Source organism: Nocardia sp. NPDC059195 (assembly GCF_042754695.1).
Taxonomy (GTDB): Bacteria; Actinomycetota; Actinomycetes; order Mycobacteriales; family Mycobacteriaceae; genus Nocardia.
In genome coordinates this window covers 52,843-72,367 of record NZ_JBHZBG010000033.1, presented here as the reverse complement: position 1 = coordinate 72,367, position 19,525 = coordinate 52,843, and the positions used below count along the sequence as shown (strand labels likewise).

16 protein-coding genes, 1 pseudogene and 1 other annotated feature are annotated in these 19,525 nt (G+C 64.4%); of the genes and pseudogenes, 8 read left to right on the top strand and 9 right to left on the bottom strand.

The genetic code is table 11. From position 1 onward, the window contains the following. Positions 1–261: 261 nt before the first annotated feature. The 3 genes from ACFXKN_RS29285 to ACFXKN_RS29275 form a co-directional block, all read right to left on the bottom strand. A complete protein-coding gene (locus tag ACFXKN_RS29285) occupies positions 262–705 on the bottom strand; it encodes a hypothetical protein (protein ID WP_378968905.1) in 444 nt (147 codons plus the stop codon). Between the two features lie 193 nt (positions 706–898). Further along, the gene (locus tag ACFXKN_RS29280) at positions 899–1,534 is read right to left on the bottom strand and encodes a TetR/AcrR family transcriptional regulator (protein WP_378968901.1); all 636 of its coding nucleotides are present in this window, start codon (positions 1,532–1,534) and stop codon (positions 899–901) included. Between the two features lie 117 nt (positions 1,535–1,651). Further along, positions 1,652–1,987 (bottom strand): hypothetical protein, encoded by a 336-nt coding sequence (locus tag ACFXKN_RS29275; RefSeq protein ID WP_378968894.1) that lies wholly within the window; start codon positions 1,985–1,987, stop codon positions 1,652–1,654. 277 nt (positions 1,988–2,264) lie between these two features. On the opposite strand from ACFXKN_RS29275, the gene abc-f reads away from it, so the two are divergent. After that, positions 2,265–3,872 carry a ribosomal protection-like ABC-F family protein gene (gene abc-f, locus ACFXKN_RS29270; protein ID WP_378968891.1) on the top strand — a complete coding sequence of 536 codons (1,608 nt, stop codon included), beginning with the start codon at positions 2,265–2,267 and terminating at the stop codon, positions 3,870–3,872. 52 nt (positions 3,873–3,924) lie between these two features. Here the strand turns inward: abc-f and ACFXKN_RS29265 are convergent, their stop codons facing one another. Further along, positions 3,925–5,646: an ABC transporter ATP-binding protein gene (locus ACFXKN_RS29265; protein ID WP_378968883.1), complete on the bottom strand. Its 1,722-nt coding sequence runs from the start codon at positions 5,644–5,646 to the stop codon at positions 3,925–3,927. A 174-nt stretch (positions 5,647–5,820) separates the two neighbouring features. Here ACFXKN_RS29265 and ACFXKN_RS29260 point away from each other — a divergent pair, with 174 nt between their 5' ends. Then, entirely contained in the window at positions 5,821–6,318 is a 498-nt protein-coding gene (locus ACFXKN_RS29260; protein ID WP_378968864.1) for a TetR/AcrR family transcriptional regulator, read from the top strand. Positions 6,319–6,892: 574 nt separating this feature from the next. Beyond that, the gene (locus ACFXKN_RS29255; protein ID WP_378968856.1) at positions 6,893–7,603 is read left to right on the top strand and encodes a histidine phosphatase family protein; all 711 of its coding nucleotides are present in this window, start codon (positions 6,893–6,895) and stop codon (positions 7,601–7,603) included. Between the two features lie 293 nt (positions 7,604–7,896). On the opposite strand, the gene ACFXKN_RS29250 is transcribed toward ACFXKN_RS29255, so the two are convergent. After that, positions 7,897–9,069: an SRPBCC family protein gene (locus tag ACFXKN_RS29250; protein ID WP_378968853.1), complete on the bottom strand. Its 1,173-nt coding sequence runs from the start codon at positions 9,067–9,069 to the stop codon at positions 7,897–7,899. 118 nt (positions 9,070–9,187) lie between these two features. On the opposite strand from ACFXKN_RS29250, the gene ACFXKN_RS29245 reads away from it, so the two are divergent. Both ACFXKN_RS29245 and ACFXKN_RS29240 read left to right on the top strand, forming a co-directional pair. Continuing rightward, positions 9,188–9,790, top strand: coding sequence for a TetR/AcrR family transcriptional regulator (locus ACFXKN_RS29245; RefSeq protein WP_378968848.1), 603 nt, complete (start codon positions 9,188–9,190; stop codon positions 9,788–9,790). 681 nt (positions 9,791–10,471) lie between these two features. Further along, complete coding sequence (locus ACFXKN_RS29240) at positions 10,472–10,876, top strand: hypothetical protein (protein WP_378968843.1); 405 nt, start codon at positions 10,472–10,474, stop codon at positions 10,874–10,876. A gap of 5 nt (positions 10,877–10,881) precedes the next feature. Here the strand turns inward: ACFXKN_RS29240 and ACFXKN_RS29235 are convergent, their stop codons facing one another. The 3 genes from ACFXKN_RS29235 to ACFXKN_RS29225 all read right to left on the bottom strand — a co-directional run bounded on the left by ACFXKN_RS29235 (position 10,882) and on the right by ACFXKN_RS29225 (position 14,615). Beyond that, on the bottom strand, positions 10,882–11,961 hold the full coding sequence (locus ACFXKN_RS29235) for an alkaline phosphatase family protein (RefSeq protein ID WP_378968838.1): 1,080 nt from the start codon (positions 11,959–11,961) through the stop codon (positions 10,882–10,884). A gap of 1,069 nt (positions 11,962–13,030) precedes the next feature. Beyond that, complete coding sequence (locus tag ACFXKN_RS29230) at positions 13,031–13,288, bottom strand: hypothetical protein (RefSeq protein WP_379434213.1); 258 nt, start codon at positions 13,286–13,288, stop codon at positions 13,031–13,033. 994 nt (positions 13,289–14,282) lie between these two features. Next, on the bottom strand, positions 14,283–14,615 hold the full coding sequence (locus ACFXKN_RS29225) for a hypothetical protein (RefSeq protein ID WP_378968831.1): 333 nt from the start codon (positions 14,613–14,615) through the stop codon (positions 14,283–14,285). Between the two features lie 58 nt (positions 14,616–14,673). Here ACFXKN_RS29225 and ACFXKN_RS29220 point away from each other — a divergent pair, with 58 nt between their 5' ends. After that, positions 14,674–14,820, top strand: coding sequence for a hypothetical protein (locus ACFXKN_RS29220; RefSeq protein ID WP_378968826.1), 147 nt, complete (start codon positions 14,674–14,676; stop codon positions 14,818–14,820). Here the strand turns inward: ACFXKN_RS29220 and ACFXKN_RS29215 are convergent. Beyond that, positions 14,807–16,687: a hypothetical protein gene (locus tag ACFXKN_RS29215; RefSeq protein WP_378969182.1), complete on the bottom strand. Its 1,881-nt coding sequence runs from the start codon at positions 16,685–16,687 to the stop codon at positions 14,807–14,809. The two genes, ACFXKN_RS29220 and ACFXKN_RS29215, sit on opposite strands and share 14 nt — an antisense overlap. A 150-nt stretch (positions 16,688–16,837) precedes the next feature. Between ACFXKN_RS29215 and ACFXKN_RS29210 the strand changes: the two genes are divergently transcribed. After that, positions 16,838–18,070: an IS256 family transposase gene (locus ACFXKN_RS29210; protein ID WP_378968823.1), complete on the top strand. Its 1,233-nt coding sequence runs from the start codon at positions 16,838–16,840 to the stop codon at positions 18,068–18,070. Between the two features lie 532 nt (positions 18,071–18,602). Further along, positions 18,603–19,435: pseudogene (locus ACFXKN_RS29205) on the top strand (IS3 family transposase); the annotation flags it as partial. Beyond that, positions 18,881–19,012, top strand: a sequence feature (AL1L pseudoknot). (Overlaps the previous pseudogene by 132 nt.) Positions 19,436–19,525: the final 90 nt, after the last annotated feature.

The window sequence follows — 19,525 nt, the reverse complement described above, 5'->3', positions numbered from 1 at the left end:
GCACTCCCAGCAGCACACCGGCTGCGACCACCAGCCTGCCGCACAACCAGCAGCCGCGTGAACCCCCGAAAAACCTACGACCAGGACCACTAAGCTCGCCCTCGTCAGCAATTCGAACGTCCGGTCACGATGATTGCCGCCGGCGTGCCGGGCGGTCACGCGGATTGCCCCGCCCACCCATCCGCACATCACCTCCAATCACGAACGGCGCCTCCGGAATTCCGGGGGCGCCGCTCGGGCATTTCGCACCGCGTCGGTGGATCAGGCTTCGCGCACCGCCGTGACGATCGCGACGACCGCCGCGGACAACGCCCCGATCACCACCGCGCCGAGGACGATCGCGGCGGCGGCGACCGTGAACTGATCCCAGCCCACCATGAGCGCGGCCACGCCGAGGACCACGAGGATCGCGTCGACGGCAACGGCGGCCAGGACAGCGTCGTCGCGGCCCAGTAGACGAGGGGTCAGCGCAACGGTGGCCAGGCCGAGCAGGACGGACGCCAGGCCGACTACGACGAAGACAGGGACGGCCATTCCGGTGCCGACATCGGTCCCCAGGATCAGCGTGGCGAACGGGACAAGGCCGTACAGGACGCGGATCGCGCCCACACCGCGCAGCGTCCACGAGGACACATCGACGGGGGCACCCCCGGTAGAGGTCTTGGTCGCGTACGCCATGCGCACAGTTGCCACCTGGCTCGTCATATCCCGCTCCTTCGACATTTTCACACCTTCGTGCAATTGCACGTAGCTGTGAAACTACGTGCATTGCACACCGATGTGCAAGAACTCGTGAAGGGACTCACAGCCGCCCGGGTTCGTGCCGGAGAGCACACCCTTGGATCCATTCGGAGACAGCATGTCTCGACGAGCGATCGCCCGACGAGCGCACCCACGATCAGTGGTGCGCGGCCTCCGCGGCGGACCGGGCGATCTCCGCGGCACCGGAACGGTCGACGCCGACCGCGATCAGACAAGCCAGGGCGGCGTCGCGCGCAGCTTCGGCACCGACCCATTCACCATCGCTGTGCGCTTTCAGCAGCTCGAGCACCAGCGCCGTGAGTACCCCGGCCAACGCTGCAGGCGGCAGGTGACCAGCGAAGGTTCCGTCGGCTTGACCAGCCGCTATCAACGTGATCAGCCGAGCGCGGACGGGCGCGAGCCGGTCTGCCATCCGGGCCCGTGACCCGGCTTCGTCCAGGCGCAGCAGCAGCTGGAACTCGTCGCCGACAGCCCACAGCGCGAGCGCCATATCCGCGATCGCCCGGGCGGGCGGTTGCGCGGTGTCGATACCGTCGAGTGCGCGACCGACCTGCTCGAAGGCCTCGTCGAGCATGCCGTCGATCAGCGCTTCCCTGGTGGGGAAATGACCGTAGAGGGTGCGGCGGACCATCCCCGCGGCCACAGCGATGTCTTCCATACTCGCCAGGGGATTTCGCAGCAACTCGTCCCCGGCCACAGCGACGATGTGTCGCCGGTTGGCCAATGCGCGCGGCCCGAGGCCGACGGTGGTCGAGTGCGTCGTCGCAGTCACGTCCGTCCTTTCACCCACCACCATCCCACATCTGCGCACAGGTGTGCAAAATGCAGTCCGCGGCTCACCGGCCTGACGATCGGCGACCACAACGAATGGAACACTCCAGGCTCGTCGTCACGCAAGTGGTGGCTGTAGGTGGTCTTTCGCGAATACCGCTGTCACATAATCGACAAGGTGAAGACGGAGGGCGGAAGGCCAGTCCGCGGAAATATCGTCAAGATCCACACCGAGCGCTTTTTCGACTTCCTCCAAGACAAAGGGAAGCGGAATGCTCTCGCGCGAACAAACCTGTACCGCGTACTCCAGTTGATCCACGACGTCGTGGAGATGAGCGGCCTCGCTATCACACAGCTCGGCTTCGAGACCCGAACGATGTTCGCGATTCCGGCCGACCTTGTCACGGCCTTCATCATCGACTGACCGCGAGTTATCGCTGATGTACTCGTCCATCGACTCCCCCTTGTCGAACTTGTTCCGCGCCGATGGTCAACGTACCGAATATTCGCGGGAACGGTCGGCTACACCGACAGTTGGATAGCTAACACGTCGTTACGACGCCTCCATCGGGGCTGCGCACGCGCCAGACTCATACGTAGTAGGCCATCATCGTCTTGCTACCGTGGTACGACAGTTGTCGTACGCAAGCGAGGTTGCCCGATTCTTCCGAGCTTTCACCCGACCCCGCGGTCCCCTGACTGCGTCGTCCTCGAATGCTTCGGAGTGTGCCATGCCAACCCAGATCACCGCGCTCGCGGTCAGCAAGTCTTACGACGGCGATCCCGTTCTCACGGATGTGACATGCTCGCTCGACGTCGGCGAGCGCACCGGGATCATCGGCGAAAACGGCTCCGGCAAGACCACCCTGCTGCGTTTGTTCGCCGGGCGGGTGCAGCCCGATCGCGGCGAGATCGTCGTCCACGCCGAGGGTGGTGTCGGCTACCTCGCGCAAGACGAGCAACTCCCCCAGCACCTCACTGTGCAGCAGCTCATCGACCAAGCCCTCACCGAGCTGCGAGCGGTCGAAGCCCAGATGCGCCGCCTCGAGGCCGCGATGGCCGACGGCGACGAGTCCGGAATCGACGAATACGGTGATCTGACACTACTTTTCGAATATCACGGCGGCTACGACGCCGACGCGCGGGTGGAACAGGCTTTCCACGGACTGGGCTTGGGCCTGGTAGATCGCGACCGCACGATCGGCGAGCTATCGGGCGGCGAGCAGGTCCGACTGCGCCTGGCCGCGGTGCTGGCGGCAGCTCCGGAACTGCTGTTACTGGACGAACCGACCAACCACCTCGACGACGTCGCCCTGACCTGGCTCGAAGACCACCTGCTCACCCGGCGCGGCACGACGGTGGCGGTCTCCCACGACCGGGCCTTCCTCGAACGGGTGACAACCAGCCTGCTGGAGGTCGACGCGGACCGGCAGCGCGTCGTCCGCTACAACGACGGTTACGCAGGATTCCTGACGGAAAAGGCGGCCGAACGAGCGCGATGGGTGCAGGCGCACACGCAATGGCTGGCCGATACCGAACGATTCCGCGAGGCCGCCGACACCACCGCCCGCAGGGTCGCACCGGGCCGGGCGATGGCCGACAACAACAAGATGGCCTACAGCCGAGCCGGTGGACGGGTGCAGCAATCAGTGGCCAGCCGGGTTCGCAATGCGCAGGAACGGCTGCGGCGCCTGCTCGCCAACCCGGTGCCCGCACCGCCGCAACCCCTACGATTCGCACCCACCCTGACGACCGCCGGCGCACACGGGCCTGGGCTCGAGGCCACCGACATCGCCGTCGCGGGCAGACTCGAGCCGACCAGCGTGACGCTCGCCGCGGGTGACCGCCTGCTGATCACCGGCCCGAACGGTGCGGGCAAGACCACCCTGCTGCGCGTGCTGGCCGGTCAACTCGCACCCGACACCGGCACCGTCACCCGACACGGCAAGATCGGCTACCTCGCGCAGGAACCACCGCCCGCCGTCCGCGGACGCATGATGTTCGTCGCCTTCGCGCGCGATCGCCCAGGTGACCCAGAATTCCACGGCAACCAACTGCTCTCACTCGGCCTGTTCGACGTCTCCCAGTTCACGACGCGTGTCGAGGACCTGTCCACCGGCCAGCGCCAGCGCCTCGCCTTGGCGCGCTTGGTCACCGAACCCGTCGACGTGCTGCTCCTCGACGAGCCGACCAACCATCTGTCGCCAGGTCTGGTCGAGGAGCTGGAAACCGCGCTCGCCCATTTCCCGGGAGCAATCGTGGTCGTCAGCCACGACCGACGACTGCGCAGCCGCTGGGAAGGCACCCACCTCGCCTTGCAGGCGTCGGCCTCCGTGTGAACTGCGTAGATATGCTGCCGCCCGCCACCGCCATGGCCGAGACAACTTGCGCCTACGCGAATCCACCAGCGCGGACCATCCGCGCGTAGAGGTCGTCGGCGCGCATCAATTCGTCGTGCGTCCCGACCGCCCGTACGCTGCCGTCGTCCATCACGACGATCCGATCGGCGTGCCGCACGGTCGACAAGCGGTGAGCAATCGTGACGACGGCGTGGGTGCGCGCCCGCACGGCGATCGCTTCGACGATCGATGCTTCGGTCAGGGTGTCGATCTGCGACGTCGCTTCGTCGAGAAGCAGCACGTCGGCGTCACCGAGCATCGCGCGTGCCATCGCGATCCGTTGCCGCTGCCCGCCCGAGAGGTCGGTGTCGCGAACGTGGGTGTCCAGGCCTTTCGGCTGGGCGGCGACGACCGAGTCGAGGCGGAGAAGGCGAAGAACCTCGGCCACCTCGTCGTCGGTGGCACCGTGCCGCAGGAACCGCAGGTTGTCGCTCAATGTGCCCGGCACCAAAGGGGATTCCTGCTCGACGTACGCGATACGCGCGCGAACTTCCGACATCGTCAGGTTCCGGTACGCCACGCCGCCCACCGAGATGGTCCCGGTGTCGGGTTCGACGAATCGCAGAATCGTCGAGAACACCGTTGTCTTGCCCGCGCCCGACGGCCCGACGATGGCGGTATGGCCGGTCGCAGGAATCCGCAGCGTCAATCCCTTCAATGCATGCGGTGCATCAGGTGCATAGCGGACCGTGACGTCGTCGAAACGCAAGGCGGCGTCGGGCTCGGCGGTCGTCGCAGGTGCAGGCTCGTGCGCCACGTCTGCTTCGGAGTGCAGCGTCTCCATCTCCCGGATACGCATGGCGGCCGCAATACCCGACTGCATGGCCGTGATGTGCGTGGTCAGTTCTTGGATCGGTCCCATCAGCGTGAACGCGTACAGCAGGAACGCGATCAGCGTCGAGACGGTCAGCGAACCGTTGTCGACGCGCCAGGCGCCGATGGCCAGGATCGCGATGATGGCGCCTTGCACGCCGGTCCACGCGACGGTCCATGCCGTTGCCGAAACGCGCACCGACTCGATCGCGTGTGTCCGGGCGTTGCGTGCGTCGGCACCGATCAACGTGGCGATGCGGTGCTCGGCGCGTGCCGCCTTGACGGTGCGCACCGAACGGAGGCTGCCTTCCAGCACTCCGCCGAGGCGGCCGAGCGATTCCTGAGTTTGCGCGTCCGCCTTGGCAATTCGTGGCATGAGCGTTCCGAACAGCATGCCGACGACGACGATGGCCAGCACGGTGACGCCGAGGAGCATCATGTCGAGCACACCCATGAGGATCACGGTGCCCAGCGTCAGGAAGGTGGCGTTGATGATGCCGATCACCGCTGACGACGCGGCCTCCTTCAGCAGCAAGGTGTCTGCCGTGACGCGCGTGACCAACTCGCCTGTGGGACGCGCCTGCACCGACGGAACCGTCGCGCCGAGCAGTCGTCGAACGAGCGTCGTGCGTGCGTCGAAGACGATGTTCTCGGCGACGGTCCCGAGCAGGATCCAGTAACCCCACCCGAGTGCGGCGCCGATCACGAGCAGCACCAACAGCGCAAAGGTCGGGCCCATGATCGACGCGCCCGTGCCGAGAGCGTCGAGGATCGATTTGGTCACCATCGGCGTCGCCATCACCGTCGCGGAACTGCCGAGGGCGAGTACGAGACCGATCAGCAGGGTGCGTGTGTGCGGTCGGGCATAGCCGATCAGGATACCCAGGTTCGACATGGTCATCGGTGGAGCTGTTTCGATGGGAGGCGCAATCGTCGTCACCCATCAATGGAACAACATTGTTCCATTTTAGTAAAGCGAATATCCAGGCTGGATCTCCTTTATGCTGCACCTGTGGAGGATGTCGAAGAGACCAGTGCCCGCGAACGCACCCGTCGCGCGATTCTCGGTGCGGCAGTGGCGACGTTCGCGAAATCGCCCAACGCGTCGCTGACGGAAGTCGCCGAGAAGGCGCGCGTCGGGCGTACGACGCTGCACCGCTATTTTCCCGAACGATCCGACCTGATCACTGCGGTAGGGCGGCTCACCGAACAGGCCGTGGCCGACGCCTCGAAGCGTGCGCGCCTGGCTGACGGGACAGGGCTCGACGCGGTCCTGCGGCTGTGTCAGGAGTACTTCGAACTCAGCGATGTCCTAACGGTCATCTTCTTCACGTCAGGCGTGTACGACGAGACCACGTCGTGCCTGTCCGACGACGCCGCGATGGCGGCGGTAGAACGGGGGCGCGACGACAGCTCGATCGACGCAGCGCTCGACGCCTCGTGGATCCTGAACATGATGTGGGCGCTGCTGTATGCCGCCGTCGACCACGTCAACCGTGGGTCGGCCAGCCGCATGCATGCGCAGACACAGGCGCTGACGAGTCTGCGCAAAGCGATACGCTCGCCCGGGTGACCGAGACAACCCTGCCGCCCTCGGCACACCCGCAGCCCGGAGGTCCTCGCCGACCGAGGCCGCCCGCTGTCCATCGTGAACGTCCCCGAACCGCAGAACCCGTTCCATCGGCCGCAGCCGCTCCGCACAGTGCCCGCTCGGCGCGGTGAGTAACGCACTCTCATGCCGATTACAGGAAGCTGGACGAGCAATTGCCTCTGGCTGACCGCTCGGCAGATACAGCGGCAGGCCTGAACACCACCCAGCAGCCAGTTCAGCCATGATCCGTCTGAGCGGAACGGAGTGATCTTCCCCAGGTCGCCTGCCGGGATCGGCGGCATCGAAACGGCCGGGTGAGCGGGTCGCGTGAGTCGACATGCCGCTCGCACCTCCGCTACCGGTGGTTCCGCCTGCGCGGTCCAGTGGGCGAAAGATCCCGATGAATGGGATACCCCGTATTTGATACGAGCAAATAGCTGCTTTTGTGAGACGCGACACCCCGAATTCCGGTTCTTCGGCATACCTGAATTAGCGTTCGCCACGATGAAAGGCATTCCCACCCATGCGAATCCGATCTCGTCGATTGTCCATTGCGGTGACGGCGGCCGCGGTCGCGGCCACAACCGCTACCGCCGGCGTCGCGTCCGCCGATATCGACTTCGGAAACTCCGGCAGCAGCTCCGGCAGCAGCGGCGAAATGGTTATCACCCTGGTGCGCCATGCCGAGTCCCTCGGTAACACCTCCGGCTTGATCGACACCAAGGTGCCCGGACCCGACCTGACCTCACGCGGCCGGGCACAGGCAGACAATCTGGCCATCCAGCCGGCCGACAATAATTACGACTGCGCCTTCGCGTCCAACATGGTGCGTACCGAGCAGACTGCGGCACCGACCGTCGCCGAGCAGGACCTGAGCCTCGACATTCAGCCCGGTTTCCGGGAGATCGAGGCGGGGCAGTACGAGGGCACCCCGGAGGCCCAGGCGATGTCCGGGTACCTACAGGCGCCGATCAAGTGGCTCTCCGGCGACCTGAGCGCACGGATTCCAGGCTCCATTGACGGCAACGAGTTCGACGGCCGCGTCGATCAGGCACTGCTCGACGTGCAGCGCCGCGGCTGCGCCAACCCGGTGATCTTCTCGCACGGCGGCACCATCATGTTCTGGTCGATGATGAATGCCGACAACGCCGACAAGAGCAAACTCGGCACCGATCCGATGCGCAACGGCGGCCGCGTCGTCCTCGAGGGCAGCCCGCAGAAGGGCTGGACGATTGTCGAGTGGGTGGGCCACCCGGACCTGGGCTGATTCACCCTTCCGCGCCCCGGATGTCACCGACACAATCGGCCACTGTCACCGCGGACCTGTCCACACATAGCGCCGGCTTCCCGGTCTCGAGATTCACCGACCCGGGCTGGGATCCAGAGTTATCGGAGCGCAGGCGTTGCGGGTTGACCGCCGACCTCATCCATCCCACCATCGCCTCGACATCCTCGCGCGTCGAACGATCCCACCGCACATCCAGCACGGACAAGACCCTCCACCACCGCAGCAGATCGTGGGCATAGGTCCGCACCGTCATCGGTGTTCCGCTCTCGCCGTTAGTCCAGTGCGATGCCGAGTTCGGCGGCGAGGGTTCTGATCATGTGCTGGACACCGATTTCATTGCGACCGATGATCATGTGATCGTGCTGGCCTCGGCGAACTCCTTCGCCGCATTGAGGCAGCATCGCGAAGTCCTCGTCGCGGACCGCGGCATGGACTTGGGCGTAGATGCCGTCATAGACAGCGCGTTGCTCGTCGGTGGTGGCCGGGATCTTGGCCATCCAGCTGTGGCGGACGGTACAGCGGGTCGGGGCGCCGGCGGGCAGCATGTCGAGGATCTCGACACCGACAGGGCTGTTGGCCAGCACCAGGTTCGGGTAGACCCAGTAGATGACGCCCATGTTCATCAGCGGGTCCCAGGATCCGCTCGGATCGGCCTCGAGCGCGGTGATCCAGTTGAACGGGAATCCCATACGGTGATGGCGGCCGAAGGCGTCGTGAGTGGAGGTGTTGGCCACAGTGTTCTGGCCGATCACGCTCTGGCCGTGAACGAAGGGAAAGTGGTAGCTCTCGGCGAAAGCCTCGAGTGCGCCCTTCCAGCTGACTTCGGAAGTGAATTCCCGCTCGTCGTGGTAGCCGTAGGAAGCGTAGTTCAGCTGCGCCAGTTCAGGTCCCATCGCGCCGAGGTGGGCGTCGATGTCGATCGAGCCCTCGGCAGAGAGCACTGCCCAGATGAACCCGTGGCGTTCTTGGCTGGGTAGCTCGACCAATCCGTAGCCGGCGCGGTCCATGCCGGTGAAGCCCTCTTTGCCGGGCACCCCGGCCAGTTCGCCGGTGTTGCGGTAGGTCCAGGCGTGATAGGGGCAGGTGAAGCGGGTGGCGTTGCCCGAGCCACATGCCGGTTGCGCGCCGCGGTGGCGGCAGTAGTTCAGAAACACATGCGCGGTGCCATCACGGTCGCGGGTGACCAACAGTGAATCTTCGAGCACGGTGCGCACCACGTAGTCGTTCGGTGCGGGGATGCGCGCCGAGGGCACGATCATCAGCGGTGTGCGGCGCAGGATCTGGGTCTGCTCGACCTCGGCGATCTTCGGGTCGCTGTAGTAGTGCAGCGGCACCCGCAGCGGAGCGTGCGCCATATCGGTGGTGTGGTCGAGCACCAACCCCAAGGCGCGGCGGGTCAGGTCCTCGTTCAGCCCGGTGGCGCCGGGTTCGATCTGAGCGGTCATGAGTAGACCATACATATCTATCCAACTGTATGGTCAATTTCGACGGAACGGGACGCCCGCCGACCTCGGCGCAGACGATAGGGTCGGCAGAACACGATCACCGGCCCGGAAGGAATCGATGCGCACGCACGGCTGGTCGGGGACCACCCCGGCCGATGACACCGAAGCCATCGCGCGCATCATCGGCGCCGCCCGTGCGGCCATCGAACGCAGCGGCGGGGATTTCACCATGGCCGAGATTGCCCGCGACCTCGGCGTCACCCGTCAAACCGTGTACCGGTATTTCGCCAATGCCGACGCCTTGCTGACCGCCACGGCCCTGACGGAAACGGGTCGGTTTCTCGATGTCCTCGCCGAGCATCTGAACCATCTCACCGATCCCGCCGAGGCCGTGGTCGAAGGGATCGCATACACCCTCGAACGCCTCTCCACCGACCGGTATCTCGGCTTGCTGTTGACCCCTGGCCGCGCGGGCGCATTCTCCCCGGGTGTCACCTCCGATACCGCGTTGACCTTCGGCCGCTCCATTCTCGAACGCTTCGCTGTCGATTGGGGCCGCGCGGGGATCGATGACGCTCGTCTCGATGAACTCGTGGAGCACATGCTGCGGATCGTGCAGTCCTTCGTCATCGACCCTGGTCGGCCGCCGCGGCAAGGTTCACAACTGCGCGCCTACCTCACGACCTGGGTCGCCCCCGCACTCCGCGCCCTCCAACGCTGAGCCCACAACAAACGGCAAGTTTCCTACGCCGCTGTATCGGCCGCACCAGGACGTCAGCCAGTCGCCACGAGCACACGACCCGTCGCACCGATCCCACCGCCACCCGCGCATGGCGGACGTCGCTCAGGGAGTGCCGACCTCAGTACCCATTGTTGCCAGGTTCCGGTGGTGTCCCGCCCGTCGTCTGGCCGCCGATCAGACCCACTTGTCAGTGGTTAGAAATCGGCTACTGGACACAGCGATTGACCACCTCGAATATGTGCCGAACGGGCGCGTGTCACGTCCGAGTGCCGCACGAACTGACCCGCGCCCACCGGCCACCTTCACGGGTGGCGAGGTCGGGCAGCTGACACGCGCAGCTTCTACCGTCGCGAGCAATGCGCTCGGCCATCTGGCGCACTCACGCGCGGTTGTTTCGCCGAATCGTCAGCCGAGATATGGCGCGCTTCGCCCCGCGAGGTAATGGGTCAGCCTGAGCCGCTGCGTGTGGTGCATGTCGAGGCTATCCAGTTCGGAGGGGGCTACGAACCGCAGCTCTGTGGACTCATCGGAGATGGCGAGGTCCGTCGGCGCGGAAGATGCTGTTGCAGAGCGTCGTTGCGTGGGTCCGCAGCTCGATCCCGGCGTTGCTTCCAATGCCCGGTAATGCATCAAGGCCAGGCGGCAGCGGGATTCGGTGCCGTGTCCGAATCTCTCTTCCGTGCCGCGTTGTTGGACGTTGGCGCCCTCGTGGAGGAACTCGGGAGCCTGGATTACAGTGCGCCGCTGCGGAACTCGACCGATCCGCGGGTGCTCGTGCTCGACGAATCCGTCGCCGCGCTCGACGTCTCCATCCAGGCACAGATTCCGAACCTGTGGACCGACATTCGTGACACCACAGGGATCTCGTACCTGTTCATCACCCACGATCTGGCCGTCGTCCGGCAAGTGACCGAATCTTGCCTCGTCATACAGGGCGGACGCGTCGTCGAAAGCGAACACACCGACTCCCCGCTCAGGGATCCGGCGCATCCCTACACCCGCGCTGCTGGACAGCGTGCCCCGCCAGGGTTGGACACCTCAGCGCAGAGTCGCACCCCGAGATGAGGTGACTATTTCTCGTACGAACCGCTCGCCGATCCGCTCCCCAGGATGCATAACGGATTCGCCACCATGGCCGCCTGCGCCGAACCAGACGACGAACCGGTGATCCCGGAGTCGACCGGTGGCGTATTCGGCACCGGTGCTGCCGGATTGCCCGAGCCGCCGGCAAACATCGACTCGCCGTCGAGATTCGCGGGAGCCGCGACATCGAGGAGGTCGAGAACGGTCGGTGTGATGTCAGCGAGGGTGTACCCGTTGTTCTGCGTCCCCGCCGCGAACCCCGCTCCGCGCGCGATCACGAAACTGGCCGTCTCGTGAGCGCTCCGCCCACCATGCCCACCATCGGGCTTGTGCCCGTGGTCGGTGGTGACCAGAATCGTCCACCGCTCGTTCGAATGCGAAGCCGCCCGCGCGTCGACCGCGGCAGTGATCTTTCCGACTAGGCCATCGACGCGGCCGATGGCATCGCGATAGGCCTGCGGCCAGATTCCGCGCAGCGTGTGTCCGACGATGTCCACCTGATCGAGGTGCGTGAACACCAGATCGGTTCCGTCCTCGGTGATGGCCGAGACAACGTCCGCGGTGGCATTGGAATCGGCGGTGGTCTCGCAGACGCCCGCACCGGTGGGGTCGATCTGCGTGACGGTCACCCGGTCGGCCTGCGGGCTGCCGGTGCCCGCGATCATGCCGATCTTGTCCCAGGTCCCGATGGAGGCCGTCGACAATGCCGGACGCTCGCGTTCCACCTGCGTGAACACTGTCGGATACTGGGCGAAAGGTCCTGCGTTGCAGGTGGATCCATTGTCCTGAATCCCATGCTTGTTGTCCCACACGCCGGTCAGCGCCGTCGCCCATGAGACGCACGACATCGTGGTGTGCGGGGCGATGGAGGTGCGCGACAGGGTGCCCTCCCCTGCCAGACGGTCGAGGTTCGGGGCCTCGGCCGCCGACACCTCACTCCACAGCGTGCCGTCGAGACCGATGACCACGACCTTGTTCACGACCGGAGTCGCCGGGGCCGGTGCTGCGGCGGCGAGTGGGACGACGGCCAGGGCTGCCGCCGAGAGTATGCGGTGAGTGCGAGACATGCGCGGCACCGTAGTTGCCGCACGGCCCCGACGCGCAGCGAATTGGACAATTGACCGTAAAGTCCGACATCCCCTAAGGAAGCACTCGGCATTCCGGCCTCCCCAGAGCTACCGATTCATCGCCTCCACAGATCCCGCGCCGCTAGCGGAGCTTGCCGTGGCTTGGTCAGTTGGCGTAACACCGCTCGAAGCAAACTACGCGCCGAGATACGTACACCCACACAGCCGACCATCTACGGGCCCGAGCAGAGCAGCGGGCGAACGACGCCGTAGTGATACCAGCAGCTCAGCTTCCAGACCGACGAAGCCTCCGCGTGACGGTGAGACGAATACAGCTGAGCTCGCGACCGGGCGCCGCGAGGCTGGTCGCTCCCATGTTCAACAGGCTGCCGAGTTCAAAAACGTGGGGTTTCTGTGGGATTCGGCCGAAAAACGTCAAATATCCGAAAAATCGCAACCCCCTCCGACCGAGGTCAGAGGGGGTTTTCACTGTCGGGCTGACAGGATTTGAACCTGCGACCACCTCGCGTGCGTTCCAGTTGTCCAGACCCTACTCACCAGTGCCCAATAGTGCCCAGTACCAGGCATTTTCGCAAAACGATTCTCCTCAACGTTCCGCATGAATTCGCATTGATTCCGGTCAAACGTGTGGGGTTTCTGTGGGGTGATTCTAACCCGCCCCGGAGTCCTTCGTGGCGCCGCAAGCTCGCTGTGCCGTGGGGGCGATTCCTCTCAAGGGGGCAAGATACATTTCACGCAGTCGCCACCTTCGGATTGAGTGAGGCTCATCCCCGCTCGCGAAGGGAGCACACCAATTCACCTGCACGTTTGCACGCCAAGCACCCGATTTACATTCACTTTCAATCAACCTCCACCACCAGACACCCACGATCCCACCGCTTACGAACACACCGTGCCTGAAAACCAGCCGTACATGCAGACTTTGACCAAACCACACCAACGAGGATAGGTCTCCAACTGCTATAATCGATGGCCCCATTGCCAGTCGACAAATCGCGCGGATTGGGAAGGACCGATAGACGGGAAGAGTTTCGAACGCCTGCTCTCATTATCGCCGATCGACATGCCAGGACAGCCCGGAATCATCGAGCTCAGGCAGGTAGGCGTTGTCGAAGATCGCGTCGTGCTCGAGGCTGTCACCCAAGTCGGTAACCATCGCGCTCAGCGATGCCCACTTCGGTGGGTACGCGTCCGCGGTGTCCTTCCCGAACTCAGTGATACATCCGTGCATCGGACCGGATCGGGTATCGCAGACGAGCATGGTGCCGTCGCGTTCAGCGACAGGGACGAACTCACGCAGGAACATTCCCGCCTCCGAACTCGCTGGCGCACCAGCGTAGTCAGTCAGGGAACGACCCCCTGAATCGTCGGCGGACATCTCCGTCCAGATGCTGACCTGCATCGTATGAACTGCTGCTACTTCGGCGACGCCGATCAAGTTCATCCCGGGAACCAACTCGCGTGTTCCGCCGCCATTGTGGAGGCCGAACCACTCCCGAAGCTCTTCCGGCCACTGCACGCCGGTGAGTGTCCGGGCGCGTTCGATGGCGTTTTCACCTTCGCTGGGCCGAGCGAGCGATGTCCACACACCACGCTCGGTGCATCGCTGGTGAACGATCCTGTGCAGACGCCGCCATTGCGCCGTCAGTGACGACGGCTTCGTCGTCGATACCGGTGGCCGAACAGGTAGCGAGGGCACAACATCCGAACCAGCGCCGCCGACTCCGGCCGCCGGTTCGCCATGCTGAGCAACGTCGGCGGGTCGACGGAGGAACACATCCAAGTCGAATCCGTCGACGTGCTTGATCACTTCGAGCGGCCGGGGTTCTGTGGTGGGCCACAGTTGAATTCGGATGGCCAAGTCCGACCGCTGCCCGTCGCGGCCTCGGACGCTGACCCTGATTCCATGTCGTCCCGTCGGCAGCGCCATAAGCTGGTCCAGCTCCGGGGGCCGGATGGAAGACAGCGTGGTCCGCGTCAGCGTTGTGGTGGGGCCGAGGTCGATCGTGGCCTGCTCGATCGTTTCCCACTCGTCCCGGTCATCGAGGGCTGGTTCGTGACCGCAGGTCTCTACACCCAACTGTGCGGGGCCATATGTCCACCCGAGCCAAAGGTGAGCGTTCTCGTTGCCATAGGGATCGCGAGCGACGCCGAGGAGCGATCCCGAGGTTTCCGAGTCGAACATCGGAGCGTCACTGTAGTCAGCCGGCTCGATATGCAGGGTCGGCCAACTCAGGTCGATGGTCTGCCAATGCAGCGCCACGAAAATGTCCTTCCTGTGCCTCGAAAGGGGCAGGTGTTCAGATCATGCTGCGAACAGCGCGGTCACCGAGTGGTTGGCCCAGGACGACGACAACCACGCCTCGGTCCGCTGACCGCTGGGCGCTGTCGCAGGGTTGCATACCGCGATGCAGCCCGCGGACGAGCGTGACGTCGACGAAGTTGCTGTCTTCGACGACGGATGCGTCATAGCCGAAGCTCGGGCATCCGTCGAGATGGGCCGGAAAGTGGGCCGCGAGTGCGGTATCGCCGTCGTCGAGGTCGTAGGTGTTGAAGGTGATCGGCTGCGCGAACTCGAGGTCATCGGATCGTGGGAGGACGACGACAGGAGCACCGAGGGACGCCCGCGGCACACGCTGGGCTTCCAACCCCCACGACGCGCCCGGTTCCAAGCCCGACGACGGATCGACGGTGACGGCGCTGGGCGTCGGCGATGTTGGCGAGTCGGGCGGATCCTCGCTGCCACACCCGATCAAGGAGCTTCCGGCGATCAAGGCAAGCGACGCCACACACATCGGCCATCGGGCAGTGCTTCGGTTATTGATCATCGTGCCCTGACATTGACATAGAAGGGATCTCCGTCACGAACTCGGTTTTTGGTGTAGAACCAGCTCAATATCGAGCCGGCGCCGGAGTTCTCGCTGGCGGAGATATTGCATACGCTGAAACCTGTCGGCACATGGATTGTGCCTGGGTCGGACACGATACGCAGGCCGATGTCCTTGATACTGCAAACAGGGTTCGTGTAACTCCGGCCGTAGGAGTTCAATGCCGCACCTTCCGCAGTCGAAGCCATCGGATACTCATCGCAGCTCTGCCCAGTGGGACGTGGTCCGGTCACGACACCGCACGAGGCCCGCCTGTGAGCATCGATCGTAGCTTTGTCGGTTTCCCGGTGTAGCGCGCCGGAGCCCAATGCTCCCGGCAAGCCCGATCGCTGCGCAGCCTCGACATGAGCGCGGTAGGCCGCGTATGCCGTAGGTCCTGCGAAGTCCAGGACCGGGATGACGTCGGTGAACGTGCATCCCTGCGTGTTACGCAGAAATGGCGCGGCGTCACAGCGAACCTGTGGAGCGAAAGCGAACGCTCCGCCCGGTGCAACGTTGGGCGCGACGATCTCGATCTGCCAATCGGAATCCATCGCCAACGTCTGCGACGGCTGAGTGTAGACGAACGGGCGGGCAGCCAGGCTGACCGTCCGGTTCAAGCTCACCGGCGAGGTCGTGCTGCGCGGGCCGTTGTAGGCGCACGGCTGAACGCCGATGAAGCAGTTGTATTGGAACTTCATCGATGACGAGGTTCCCACTCCGCTGACGCCGGTAACCGTGAAGATCGAGTTCGCTGTCCAGTCGGTTTTGTTGTACTGAAGGAGCAGGTTGCGCTCCCATTTTCCGGTGATCGACCCGATCGGGTTACCTTTGTTGTCCTTTGCCAGGAAGTTCACGTTGACCTGGTAGACGCAGCCGTAGGTGGAGTTTCCATGCCAGTCAGCTTGGCCCGTCGGGTCGGGGCCGACCGACTCGCAGAACTGTGGCACACCCGGAGGTGTAGCGATGTCGGCAGCAGGACCCTGGATCGGCTCGCCCTGTACGGGCCGGCTTTCCGAGGTTGGCGGTGCGATGGTGCTCGAAACCCCGGACCGTCGACTCGGCGAACTCGAGGTGGACGCTGTTGTCGGAGGAGTCGATCGTGCGCTCGACGGCTGGGGCACGGCGGGAGCGGACTCCGGCTTGGTCGCAGGGGGTGACGGTTCGTTGGCTGTTGCAGGTGTGGGCCCAGCGTTTATACACCATGTCACCTCCGCGACCGCAGCCCGGCCGGCCCGCAGCATGGCGTCGAAGGCGGCGCATTCGAGCATTCTCGGCACGTCCGATGCGGACCGATCGGGTTGTCCAGGCTCCCCGTTGGGAACCTCCGCGCTCTCAGCGATGCCCTGCGCCCACACAATTGGCAACGTGATCGGAATGACCTGCGCATCTACGTTGGCTGACCCCTGAGCATCGACAGCGCAAGGATCGGTGGCGCAATTGGGTTGGCCAGTCCAGGTGACATCGTCGTCTCCTGACCAGTCTGGCGGGAACCCGTACGGTTTCCAGACGATCGAACCGCTTTGAAAGTCTTGCTTCTTCCCATCTTCGAAGTCGTATTCGTCCGTTGTCGGTAGTCCGTAGGTGCCGTTCTCATAGTCGGTCGCTGCCCAGGTCTGCCAGATCTCCCCCTTGACCGAATGCGCACCCGTCGCGCCCGACCAATAGATTTCGCCTCGCTGGAAGTGGTTTCCGCGACTGTCGTGGCCACCACCGAACTCGCGCGACTCCGGGTATCCGAGATCGCCACCCTCATAGCCTGTTTCGGCCCACTTGTCCAATATCGCGCCGCCGATCTGGTTGGCGTGCCCATTGCTGATGTTGGGATGCCAATAGATCGCATTGTGCGTGGGTTGCGTCCAATAGCGTGGTGTACGGCCCGACTATCGGAGCAGCCCAGCTCCGAGCGTGTCGTAGCCGAGAATAGGGAGGTCACCGCGTGACCCTTGAAGAGACCGTCCAAAGTCACTTGAAGGAGACCTCACGCGATGACCTCGATCCAGCGTATCGACCCCAGCAAGCCCTTCGACACCCAACTCGCCGCAGCCAGCCCCGATCTGCTGCGGGAAATGCTGTCGAGCTTCGTCCACACGATCATGAACGCCGAAGCCGACACGATGTGCGGCGCCGACTACGGGCAACGCAGCGAAGACCGGGTGAACAGTCGAAACGGCTACCGGCACCGCGACTTCGACACCCGCGTCGGGACCATGGATGTCGCGATCCCGAAACTGCGTCAGGGCAGCTACTTCCCCGACTGGCTGCTCGAACGGCGTAAACGTGCCGAACGCGCCCTGACCTCAGTGGTCGCGACCTGCTACTTGCTCGGCGTATCGACCCGGCGAATGGAGAAACTCGTCGAATCCCTCGGCGTCACCCAGTTGTCGAAATCGCAGGTATCGATCATGGCCGCCGACCTCGACGCTCAGGTCGAAGCGTTCCGCACCCGACCCCTCGACCAAGGCCCCTACACGTTCGTCGCCGCGGACGCGCTGGTGTTGAAAGTGCGGGAGAACGGGCGGGTGGTCAACGTCCACGCCCTCGTCGCGACCGGCGTCAACGCCGATGGTTACCGCGAAATCCTCGGCTTGCAGGTCACCTCCGGCGAAGACGGCGCCGGCTGGCTGGCGTTCTTCCGCGACCTCGTCGCCCGCGGTCTTTCCGGGGTCGAGCTGGTCACCAGTGATGCGCATGCCGGGTTGGTTGCCGCGATCGGCGCGACCCTGCCCGGCGCGTCCTGGCAGCGCTGCAGGACCCACTACACCGTCAATTTGATGTCGATCACCCCGAAAACATCGTGGCCCTGGGTCCGGACCCTGCTGCACTCGGTCTTCGACCAAGCCGACCCGGAATCGGTTGCTGCGCAATATGATCGGATGCTCGACGCACTGGCGGAGAAACTGCCGAAGGTCGCCGCGCACCTGGATGCGGCCCGCGCTGATCTGCTCGCGTTCACCGGCTTCCCGAAACAGATCTGGCGCCAGATCTGGTCGAACAACCCACAGGAACGGTTGAACAAGGAAATCCGGCGTCGCACCGACGTCGTCGGGATCTTCCCCGACCGGACCGCGATCATCCGCCTGGTCGGCGCTGTCCTGGCCGAACAACACGACGAATGGATCGAAGGCCGCCGTTACCTCGGCCTCGACGTCCTGGCCCGCTCCCGCGGCCTGACCGAACCCACCGACGAACAGGAGGACCCTGCAGCCCTGACCGCCTGACCGAATCGGGTCACGCGGAGATCATCCCGATACACCACGCATTTGGACTTGACCTGTGCGTGTTGGAGAAGAACTGATATTTACCTACTCCGTCCGGCGCTGTGCGTTCGTCGGTGGTCGCTTCACCGAAGAACGCGAACCCTCCGACTTCGTTGTATTCCTGCAGGATTGCGCCCTGGACAGGGTACGCAGACTGGGCTGCTCCGGGAAGGATCCCGACAGCACTAACAGTGATGGACGCTACGATCACTATCGCGATGGGCGATCGCTTCTGGCACCGCCACGTTGCGCGAAACCAATTGACGCGGAACGACACCACTCAACCCCCTGTAGGCGTGAACGAGCACGGCATTTCCGAACCATCCAGCACCACGAACCTTCGCATTGACGCAGGTCGTTCCACGCGCAGGAACACACAACGAGTCGATAACTGTTCGAATCGCTGCAGCCGTGTGCACAGGGTCATCACACCTTCTCGAACTGAATCGTCCCGGGTTTGATGCGCACCTTCTTCCTTGGGAAGGTGAGTTCCATGCCGAAGTTCTACCCCGACGAGGTCCGCGAGAAGGCCGTCCGCCTGGTCGTCGACCACCGCGGCGATTACCCCTCGGAATGGGCCGCGATCAAGACCGTCGCCGAACGGATCGGCGCGAACCCCGAAACCGTCCGGAACTGGGTCCGCAAAACACAACCAACAACAACGAATCCCGTTGCTCCGCAATCTATCTCGGAGGATACAGCTGCGGAGCTGAACGCGTTGCGGCGTAAGAACCGTGAGCTGGAGAAGACCATCGAGATCCTCAAAGCCGCGACGTCTTTCTTCGCGCGGGAGTGCGACCCGCCACAGAAGTGATCTGCCGGTTCATCCTCGCGCACCGCGACGAGTACGGGGTCGCACCGATCTGTCGTGTCCTGACCGGCCATGGTGTCAAGATCGCCCCGAGAACCTTCTACGCCTGGCGCACACGACCGCTTTCGGCGCGGGCGGTGTGGGGCGCCACGATCAGCGGTGTCCTCACGTCCTACCACGTCGAGCGCGACGAGCGAGGCCGCCGCAAACCCGAAGCGTTGTACGGGTCATTGAAAATGTGGGCTCACCTGCGTCGCGAGGGCATCGAAGTCGCTCGCTGCGCTGTCGAGCGGTTGATGTGCGTGAACGGCTGGGCCGGCGCGACCCGACGCAAGAAGATCCGCACCACCATCGCGGACCCTACGGCGTTGCGGCCACCGGATCTGGTCGAGCGCGGGTTCGGAGTCGAGGCACCGGATCTTCTGCATGTCGCGGATTTCACCTACGTGCGCACCAGCTCAGGGTGGGTATATACCGCGTTCGTCATCGACGCGTTCGCCGGTCGGATCCTCGGCTGCCCTTAGGGGAGGCCAGCGAGGGAGTCGATGGGGTTCGGGCGTCGCTGGGCACGACAACGCTTGAGAGGTCATGAAGTCGGCACAGCG

What these genes read in the sequence shown, in the direction of transcription:
- ACFXKN_RS29285 (WP_378968905.1), bottom strand. Translation starts at nt 705, where the DNA reads ATGACGAGCCAGGTGGCAACTGTGCGCATGGCGTACGCGACCAAGACC.
- ACFXKN_RS29275 (WP_378968894.1), bottom strand. Translation starts at nt 1,987, where the DNA reads ATGGACGAGTACATCAGCGATAACTCGCGGTCAGTCGATGATGAAGGC.
- abc-f (WP_378968891.1), top strand. Translation starts at nt 2,265, where the DNA reads ATGCCAACCCAGATCACCGCGCTCGCGGTCAGCAAGTCTTACGACGGC.
- ACFXKN_RS29265 (WP_378968883.1), bottom strand. Translation starts at nt 5,646, where the DNA reads ATGACCATGTCGAACCTGGGTATCCTGATCGGCTATGCCCGACCGCAC.
- ACFXKN_RS29250 (WP_378968853.1), bottom strand. Translation starts at nt 9,069, where the DNA reads ATGACCGCTCAGATCGAACCCGGCGCCACCGGGCTGAACGAGGACCTG.
- ACFXKN_RS29245 (WP_378968848.1), top strand. Translation starts at nt 9,188, where the DNA reads ATGCGCACGCACGGCTGGTCGGGGACCACCCCGGCCGATGACACCGAA.
- ACFXKN_RS29235 (WP_378968838.1), bottom strand. Translation starts at nt 11,961, where the DNA reads ATGTCTCGCACTCACCGCATACTCTCGGCGGCAGCCCTGGCCGTCGTC.
- ACFXKN_RS29230 (WP_379434213.1), bottom strand. Translation starts at nt 13,288, where the DNA reads ATGTTCCTGCGTGAGTTCGTCCCTGTCGCTGAACGCGACGGCACCATG.
- ACFXKN_RS29210 (WP_378968823.1), top strand. Translation starts at nt 16,838, where the DNA reads ATGACCTCGATCCAGCGTATCGACCCCAGCAAGCCCTTCGACACCCAA.